The organism is Pseudoxanthomonas sp. LjRoot204_2, from assembly GCF_056175765.1.
In genome coordinates, this window is the sequence record NZ_JBGFFG010000158.1 from 1 (window position 1) to 7,331 (window position 7,331).

Annotated in this window: 8 protein-coding genes; all 8 read right to left on the reverse strand. The window is 69.3% G+C overall.

The features are described from left to right. A partial coding sequence (locus AC04L7_RS09140; protein ID WP_475512870.1) for an Hpt domain-containing protein occupies window positions 1–790 on the reverse strand: 790 nt, incomplete at its 3' end. A 49-nt stretch (window positions 791–839) separates the two neighbouring features. Next, window positions 840–1,205, reverse strand: coding sequence for a response regulator (locus tag AC04L7_RS09145; RefSeq protein ID WP_055944462.1), 366 nt, complete (start codon window positions 1,203–1,205; stop codon window positions 840–842). Continuing rightward, window positions 1,202–1,513, reverse strand: a complete 312-nt coding sequence (locus tag AC04L7_RS09150) for an STAS domain-containing protein (protein WP_296281155.1) — start codon at window positions 1,511–1,513, stop codon at window positions 1,202–1,204. The genes AC04L7_RS09145 and AC04L7_RS09150 overlap by 4 nt, the downstream gene beginning before the upstream one ends. Before the next feature lie 185 nt (window positions 1,514–1,698). Beyond that, window positions 1,699–2,676 (reverse strand): chemotaxis protein CheW, encoded by a 978-nt coding sequence (locus AC04L7_RS09155; protein ID WP_299343710.1) that lies wholly within the window; start codon window positions 2,674–2,676, stop codon window positions 1,699–1,701. Further along, a complete protein-coding gene (locus AC04L7_RS09160) occupies window positions 2,673–3,455 on the reverse strand; it encodes a ParA family protein (RefSeq protein WP_296281151.1) in 783 nt (260 codons plus the stop codon). The genes AC04L7_RS09155 and AC04L7_RS09160 overlap by 4 nt, the downstream gene beginning before the upstream one ends. Next, window positions 3,455–4,417, reverse strand: a complete 963-nt coding sequence (motD, locus tag AC04L7_RS09165) for a flagellar motor protein MotD (RefSeq protein WP_343125255.1) — start codon at window positions 4,415–4,417, stop codon at window positions 3,455–3,457. The genes AC04L7_RS09160 and motD overlap by 1 nt, the downstream gene beginning before the upstream one ends. A gap of 18 nt (window positions 4,418–4,435) precedes the next feature. Next, window positions 4,436–5,176, reverse strand: coding sequence for a flagellar motor protein (locus AC04L7_RS09170; RefSeq protein ID WP_299343714.1), 741 nt, complete (start codon window positions 5,174–5,176; stop codon window positions 4,436–4,438). A gap of 217 nt (window positions 5,177–5,393) precedes the next feature. Next, complete coding sequence (locus tag AC04L7_RS09175; RefSeq protein WP_299343716.1) at window positions 5,394–7,139, reverse strand: chemotaxis protein CheA; 1,746 nt, start codon at window positions 7,137–7,139, stop codon at window positions 5,394–5,396. Between the last annotated feature and the right edge of the window lie 192 nt (window positions 7,140–7,331).

Consider the following 7,331-nt stretch of genomic DNA (forward strand, 5'->3'; position numbering starts at 1 on the left):
GCTGCGCGCCGCTGGCGACGACGGCGGCGACCGGCTGCGCGGCCACGGCAGCGGCCTCGACCGGCACGGCGGTGCGCTGCAGGGGCTGGATGTCGAGTTCGCAGTCGTCGACGACCCACGCGAATACGTCGTCCACCGCGCTGCGCGGCACCTTGCCGATCAGGCCAAGGTCCCAGGCGAGATAGGCTTCGAGCGGATCGATCTGCTCGAAGCCGGGCAGGCGCTCCATGCGGCACGCGATTTCCAGCGGGCCCAGGTGTTCCAGTTCGCGCAGGATGCGCAGCGGATCGTTGCCGCTCATGAACAGCRACGGCGCCGGCGTGAAGCCGATCTTCCAGCCATCCGGTTCGGCGTCCTTCGCCGCGGCGGCGGCCGGCGCCGCGGCCGGGACGGGCGCGTCCTGGCCGGACAGCACCGCGTTGAGGCGATCCTTCATGGCCTGCACGGCGGCGGGATCGGCCGGCGTGCCGTGTTCGGCCTCGGCCAGCAGCGCGCGCAGCACGTCGACGGAGGCGAGCATCGCGTCGACCGCAGGCGGGCTGACGGCGCGCTGTCCGGCGCGCAGTTCGTCCAGCAGCGTTTCCAGCACGTGGGTCATGCCGGCGATGGCGTCGAAGCCGAAGGTCGCCGAGCCGCCCTTGATGGAATGCGCGGCGCGGAAGATGGAGTTGATCAGGTCGCCGTCGCGGCTGCCCTGTTCCAGCGACAGCAGGCCCGCTTCCATGGCTTCCAGCCCTTCGCGGCTTTCCTCGAAGAACGTGGCGTGGAAACGCTGCATGTCCATGTTCATGGCGACGGTGCCCTGGTGCGGTCGGAAGGGAAGCGGAGGAAGGGAGGGATCAGCCCAGGACTTTCTGGACGGTGGCGACCAGCTGTTCCGGGTTGAACGGTTTGACCAGCCAGCCGGTGGCGCCGGCGGCCTTGCCTTCGGCCTTCTTGTCGGCGGCCGATTCGGTGGTCAGCATCAGCATCGGCGTGAACTTGTAGTCCGGCAGGCCGCGCAGCGCGCGGATCAGCGAGATGCCATCCATGTTGGGCATGTTGACGTCGGTGACGACGGCATTGAACTTCTGTCCCTGCGCGCGTCCCAGCGCCACCTGGCCGTCTTCAGCCTCATCGACCGAGAAGCCCGCCGAGCTCAGGGCGAAGGCGACCATCTGTCGCATCGAGGCCGAATCGTCCACTACCAGAATGCGTGCGCTCATGCGGCGTTCTCCACTTGTTGCGTGTTGTGTTCGTTGTCGTCGGCCAGGCCGAACTGCGGGGAGAGGCCGAGCAGGCGCGCGGCATCGCGGAAATTCTGGCTGACCGCACTGAAGTCGGTGGCCAGCCCGGCCTGCTCGCGCTGCCGCACGAAGCTGCAGAGCACCTGCAGGCTGGCGGTATGCACGCGCTGCACGGCGCCGGCGTCGAGCGCCAACGTTCCCGGCTGCGCGACATGCGGGGCCAGGTGCTGCTTGAGGTCGGTGGCGGCCTCGATACCGAGGTCGTCACCCAGGGGCACAGCGCTCATCGTGTCTCCGGAAAGGCGGCTCTGGTGATGTATCGGCGCGGCATGGCGGGTCTTGAGGGGCGCGAGTGAATGTGTGATGGATTTCTGGAAAGCCAGGCTTAACGGCGAGGCGTGCGCTGAGAGGCGTGAGGAGTGAGCGAAAGCGGGCCTGCCGCTTGCTCACGCCTCTGCACGGACTCCGCCCTTCACTGGAGGATCCGCGAGGCATCCAGCAGGATGACCGCGCAAGCGTTGAGGCGTGCCACGCCGCGGAACAGCGGGTTCGCCATGCGGCCCACGCGCGCGTTGTCGGGCGATTCGATCTGCTGGTCGGCGAGGTTCGCGACATCCTCCACCGCGGTCACGCGCAGCCCCAGCGTTTCGCCGTGCTCCTCGAGCACCACGATGCGGGTGACCGCATCGACCTCGATGCTGCGCCGGCCCAGGTAGAGCCCCAGGTCGATCACGGGCACCACCTGGCCACGCAGGTTCATCACGCCGAGCATGTGCGGCGCGGCGCCCCGTAGCGGCAACAGGGTGGCCGGACGCACCACCTCCTGCACCTTCAGCAGCTCGAGGGCGTAATGCTGCTGGTCGCAGCGCAGCCGCAGCCAGCGGGTCTTGCGTTCGGTGGCGCGACGCCGCTCTCCGGTGTCGGGCTGGGACAGCAGGAAGGGCTTCGCCGGCAACGGCGCGACTGCGCGCGGCGGGGCGGGGGTCGTCGCCGGCGGCAGGGCTGCCGGCGGTGACGGCGCGACGATGCGCGACGTCGGTGCACCGTCACCGTGCAGGGTGTCGAGCAGGGCCTCGAACTCGTCGTCATCGATCATGTCGGCGGCGTGGCCGGGACGCGTCGGTGCGACGGCGAGCGCGGGCATGGCGGACTCCGCTGCGGTGGGGGCGGGGACGACGGCCGTCGGCACGCTGTCGCCATGCAACTGGTCGAGCAGTGCTTCGAATTCGTCATCGCTGATCAGGTCCGCCTCGCTGCCCGGACGCGTCGGCGCCACGGCGAGCGCGCCCGCCGAGGCCGGGACCGCGGCAGGTGCTGTGGCATGGATCGGGTCGGCGGCGGGCGCTGCGGGGTCGCTGGCGTCCGCGAGGGCCGCCTGTGCGGGTACCGGCGTGGCGGCGTCGCCCAGCAGGTCCAGGAGGTAGTCGTCGAGGACGGCGGGGGTCGTCATGCCGCCTGCTCCGTATCGCGCGCTTCGGTGAGCAGCAGCCAGTCGAGCGCGCGGCGGTACGCCGACAGCCCGCGGCCGGGATATTGTGCGACCGGGCTGGAACGCGTCAGCGCATCGACACTGCAGATGCGGGTGTCGTTGGGGATGGCGTCGTTCCAGACGCGTTCGCCGTATTCGTCCTGCATCGCCTTGAGCGTCTCGGCCCCGGTGCGCGTGCGCTTGTCGTGCAGCGTGGGCAGGATCGACACCGGCAGCGGGCGATGGCGCGAGCGCTGGATCATCTCCGCGGTCCGGCACATGCCCTTCAGGCCGTGCAGCGCCAGCGGTTCGGTCTGCGTCGGGATGATGACGTGGTCGGCCGCGGCCAGCGCGTTGACCATCAGCAGGCCGAGCGTCGGGGGACAGTCGAACAGCACGTGGTCCCATGCGTGCCCGCCGCGCGCCAGCGCATTGGACAGCGCAAGGCCCAGGCCGGGCTGGGTGGCGCTGCGGCGCTCCAGCGTGGCCAGCGGCGTCTGCGCGGCGACGAAGGCGAGATTCTCGATTTCGGTCGGGCGCGCCACGCTCGCGAGCGTCGGCGGTTGTTCGTCGAACAGGTCCAGCACCCCGTTCGGCTGAGGGTCGGTTGCGACGCCGAAGGCGCGCGTCAGCGACGCATGCGGGTCCAGGTCGACCAGCAGCACGCGATGGCCGCGCATGGCCAGGCCGCGCCCGAGGGCGAGGGTGGTGGTGGTCTTGCCGACGCCGCCTTTCTGGTTGGCGATTGCCCACACGCGCATCACTGGACTCCTTCATGGACCTGGGGCGCCGGCGGCGCTCCGGGCATGGACGTCGCGGCGTGGGTCGGCACCGGCGGCAGCGAGATCACCGACGGCGGCGCGACGGCCTGGTCCTGTGCCTGCAAGTTCGGTGCCGGTCCGCTGGGACTGGCCAGGATGATCAGCAACACGCGGCGGTTGCTGTTGCGGCCCTCCAGCGTGGCGTTGTCGCCGATAGGGCGGAATTCGCCATAGCCGATCATCGCCAGCCGTTCCGGCGGAATTCCGTCGCGGACGAACAAGTGGACGACGCTGGCCGCGCGTGCCGACGACAGTTCCCAGTTGGAGGGGAACTGCGAGGTGCGGATCGGGCGGTCGTCGGTGTAGCCCTCCACGCGTACCGAATTGGGCACGTTGCCCAGCACCTCGGCCAGCTTGCCGACCGTTTCCTGGGCCTGCGGGTCCAGGGCCGCCGAACCGGTCGCGAACAGGATGTCGCTGTTGATCTGTACCTCCAGCCACAGCGCCGACCGCTTGATGGTGACCAGCTTCTCGTCGATCAGCGGGGCCAGTGCGCGTTCCAGGTCGTCGGCGATGCGTTTCAGTTCGCCCTGCGCCGCCTGCAGCGCATTCGCGTCGAGCGACATGTTCATCTGCGAGGCCATCGCCGCCAGCAGGGTGACGTTCGGCGAAGGCGAGGGGGCCGAGGGACCCTTCTTGGCGCCGGACTTGATGGGGGACGGGCGGTCGAAGTCCGCGCCCTGCAGCTGGTGGTTGCCCACCTGCACGGGATTGATCGTGCGCGGCGCGCCGCCGAAGGCGGCGGTCAGCGAGTCGGCCACCACCCGGTACTTGCCTTCATTGACGGTCGAGATGGCGTACATCACGACGAAGAAGGCCAGCAGCAGCGTCATCAGGTCGGCATACGGGATCGCCCAGGCCTCGTGGTTGGCGTGCTCTTCATGCTTCTTGCCGCGTGCCATCGGTATCGTCCCGCGCGCTCAGTGCAGGAAGCCGGCCAGCTTGGCCTCGATGTTGCGCGGGTTTTCGCCCTGCGCGATGGCGATCAGGCCTTCGATGATCATTTCCTGTTCGCGGCTGCGCCCGCCGATGACGCTTTTCAGCTTGCTGGCGATGGGCAGGAAGAACAGGTTGGCCGAGGCGATGCCGTAGATGGTCGCGGTGAACGCGGCGGCGATGCCGTGGCCGAGCTTGCTGGGGTCGGCCAGGTTCTTCATCACCGCGATCAGGCCGAACACGGCGCCGATGATGCCCAGTGTGGGCGCGTAGATGCCCATTGCTTCGAATACCTTGGCGGCGGCGAGGTCCTGGTGCTCCTGGCCGTTGAGGTCGATCTCCATCATGTGGCGGATGGCCTCGGGCTCGACACCGTCTACCAGCATCTGCAGGCCCTTCTTCAGGAAGGGATCGTCCTGCTGGCCGACCACCGGCTCCAGGCCCAGCAGCCCCTGCTTGCGCGCGATGTTGCTCCACTCGACGATCTGCGCGACCAGCGCATCGCCATCGTTGCCCGGCGGCCGGATCACCCAGCGCGCGATCGACAGCGCGCGCTTGAACACCGGGGGAGGCGTATGCACCAGGATCGCGGCGATCGTCCCGAGGATGACGATGACGAACGCCGCCGACGACCACAGCGACGACAGGCCCGCGCCCTTGAGGATGCTGCCGCCCACCAGGGCGACCAGCGCCAGCAGGAGTCCGATGAGGCTGAAGATGTCCATGGTGAGAGCTATCGGCCCGGTTCAGGGGGACTTGAGGTAACGCGGGTGGGAAGCGACATAAGCCGCGACCTTGGTCACACCTGGATATCCGGTGTGGGAGCGACGTAAGTCGCGATGGCCGCGAGACGAGATGGAGCAGGGTCTTGATGTCTGAAGGAAAGAGCTCGCGACTTACGTCGCTCCCACAACAGCCCGGGTTCCACAGATCGCCAACGCCTCACGCCGTCGCGCGCAGACCATCGACGTCGAGGATCAGCGCCATGCGGCCGTCGCCGATCAGGGTGGCGCCGGCATAGCCGGGCAGGCCGCGCACGGCGCGCGGCAGGGGCTTGATGACGACTTCCTCGCGACCCCGGACCTGGTCGACGATCAGGCCGAAGCGTTGTTCGCCCATCTGCAGCACCACGATGGTGAGCAACGGAGCCATCACCGGGTCCACGCGCAGCCACTGGCGCAGATCGACCAGCGGCAAGGTGTGGCTCTGGCGGTCGAGCACGGCCTGTCCGTCGAACCAGCGCAGGCTTTCGGACGGCGCATGCAGCACCTCCATCACGCGCGCCAGGGGCAGGGCGTAGACCGGCTCGCCGGCCTGCACGAGCAAGGTGGGCAGGATCGCCAGGGTCAGGGGCACGCGGATGACGAAGCGGCTGCCGCGCCCGACATCGGAATGGATGGTGATCTGGCCGCTGAGTTCGCGGATGCGCGACTGCACGACGTCCATGCCGACGCCGCGGCCGGAGATGTCGGTGACCTCGGCCTTGGTGGAGAAGCCGGGCAGGAAGATCAACTGCAGGCACTCGTCGTGGCTGAGGCGGGCGGCGGCCTCGGGATCGATCAGGCCCTTCTCCAGCGCCTTCGCGCGCAAGCGTTCCGGATCGATGCCGGCACCGTCGTCGCGGATCTCGATGGTGACGAAGTCGCCTTCCTGCTGCGCCGACAAGCGCACATGGCCGGCACGCGGCTTGCTGCAGGCCTCGCGCAGCGACGGCACCTCGATGCCATGGTCGATGGCGTTGCGCACCAGGTGCACGAGCGGATCGGCCAGGGCCTCCACCAGGTTGCGGTCAAGTTCGGTATCGGCGCCGACCAGTTCCAGGTCGACTTCCTTCTGCAGCTGGCGGGCGACGTCGCGCGCCACCTTGGGGAAGCGCGAGAACACCTTGCCGACCGGCTGCATGCGCGTGCGCATGACGGCGGTCTGCAGGCGGGCCGTGGCGATGTCCAGGCTGCTCACGGCGCGGTCCAGTTCCTCGTCGCGGATGCGTGCGCGGAGCGTCTTCAGGCGGTTGCGCGACAGCACCAGCTCGCCGACCAGGTTGACGATGGCGTCCAGCCGCTTGGTGTCCACGCGGATGGTCTGTTCCGCTTCGCCCCCGGCCTTGGCGGCCGGCTTGGGTGCCGCGGATCTCGCCGGGGTGGGCGCGGGCGCTGCAGGCGCCGGCGAGGGCGGCACCACGCTCGTGGGCGCACCGCCGCCATGCAACTGGTCCAGCAGGGCTTCGAACTCGTCGTCGCCGATCAGGTCGCCTGCAGGCGCGGCGGCGGCGGGCACCGCGCTTGCCTTCCGTGCCGGCGCGGGCGTGCCGCCGTGGGCATCGAACTGGTCGATCAGCGCCTGCGGTGCATGGGGCGGATCTTCGCTGGCGCCGATGGCGTCCAGCATCTGCTGCAACCAGTCCAGCGACTGCTGGGCGGCGTCGAAATGCTGGGGTTCCAGCGTGGCCTGTCCTGCGCGTACCAGGCCGAGCGTCTCTTCGGCCGCATGGCACAGGTTGACCATCGGCTGGATGCCGAGGAAGCCGGCGCCGCCCTTCAGCGTGTGGAAGCCGCGGAAGACCGCGTTGAGCTGTTCGCTGTCCGAGGGATCCTGCTCCAGCGTGACCAGCTGTTCGCCGAGCCGGTCGAGGATTTCCTGCGCTTCGATCAGGAAGTCGGCGGCGATTTCGGGGGTGACGGCGGACATGGGCGGGACGGTTACCGGGTCGGGCGATCAGCGGGAGGAGTCGAGCAGGCGCATCGCATGCGCGTGGCGCCGGCGGAGCATGCGACCGACCAGCACGTCGCAGACCAGCAGCAGGCCCACGAGCACGAGGACGACGGGATGGCGGTAGCGGGGGGCGGACGCGACGGGCATGGCAGGTCTCCGGTTCCGCAG